This is a genomic window from Mesorhizobium sp. 1M-11, assembly GCF_001303895.1.
Taxonomy (GTDB): domain Bacteria; phylum Pseudomonadota; class Alphaproteobacteria; order Rhizobiales; family Rhizobiaceae; genus Mesorhizobium.
In genome coordinates this window covers 1-1,247 of sequence record NZ_LJSD01000063.1, presented here as the reverse complement: position 1 = coordinate 1,247, position 1,247 = coordinate 1, and the positions used below count along the sequence as shown (strand labels likewise).

General features: G+C 69.9%; 1 pseudogene. It reads left to right on the top strand.

Annotated features, from left to right (window positions below):
- Positions 1-1,247 (top strand): annotated as a pseudogene (locus AO692_RS33235) (PE family protein); the annotation flags it as partial.

The following is a 1,247-nucleotide window of genomic DNA, read 5'->3' as shown; positions in this document are numbered from 1 at the left end:
GGCGGTGCTGGTGGTACGGGTGGCATCGGCGGCTCGCTTGGCGGCGTGGTTGGTGGTGTGACCGGCGCGATCGGCGACATCGCTGGCGGTGCTGGCGGTCCGGGTGGCATTGGCGGCTCGCTTGGCGGCGTGGTCGGCGGTGTGACCGGTGCGATCGGCGACATCGCCGGTGGCGCAGGCGGCACAGGTGGCATCGGCGGTTCGCTCGGTGGCGTGGTCGGTGGCGTGACCGGCGCAATCGGTGACATCGGTGGTGAACTTGGCGGTACGGGTGGCATTGGCGGCTCGCTCGGTGGCGTGGTCGGTGGTGTGACCGGCGCGATCGGCGACATCGCCGGTGGCATCGACGGCACAGGTGGCATTGGCGGTTCGCTCGGTGGCGTGGTCGGCGGTGTGACCGGTGCGATCGGCGACATCGCCGGCGGCATCGATGGCACAGGTGGCATCGGCGGCTCGCTTGGTGGCGTGGTCGGTGGCGTGACCGGCGCAATCGGTGACATCGGTGGTGAACTTGGCGGTACAGGTGGCATTGGCGGCTCGCTTGGCGGCGTGGTCGGCGGTGTGACCGGCGCGATCGGCGACATCGCCGGTGGCGCAGGCGGTACGGGTGGCATCGGCGGTTCGCTTGGTGGCGTGGTCGGCGGTGTGACCGGTGCGATCGGTGACATTGCTGGTGGTGCAGGCGGTACGGGTGGCATTGGCGGTTCGCTCGGCGGCGTGGTCGGTGGTGTGACGGGCGCGATTGGTGACATCGCTGGTGGTGTCGATGGTACCGGCGGTATCGGCGGCGCCGTTGGCGGCCTGACGGGCGTGATCGGTGACATCGCTGGTGGTGTCGACGGCACAGGTGGCATCGGTGGTTCGCTTGGCGGCGTGGTCGGTGGTGTGACCGGCGCGATCGGCGACATCGCCAGTGGCATCGACGGCACAGGTGGCATTGGCGGTTCGCTTGGCGGCGTGGTCGGTGGTGTGACTGGCGCGATCGGTGACATCGCTGGTGGCGCAGGCGGTACGGGTGGCATCGGCGGTTCGCTTGGTGGCGTGGTCGGTGGTGTGACTGGCGCGATCGGTGACATCGCCGGCGGTGTCGACGGCACAGGTGGCATTGGCGGCTCGCTTGGCGGCGTGGTCGGTGGTGTGACCGGCGCGATCGGTGACATCGCTGGTGGCGTCGATGGTACCGGCGGTATCGGTGGCTCGCTTGGCGGCGTGGTCGGTGGTGTAACTGGCGCGATCGGTGACATCGC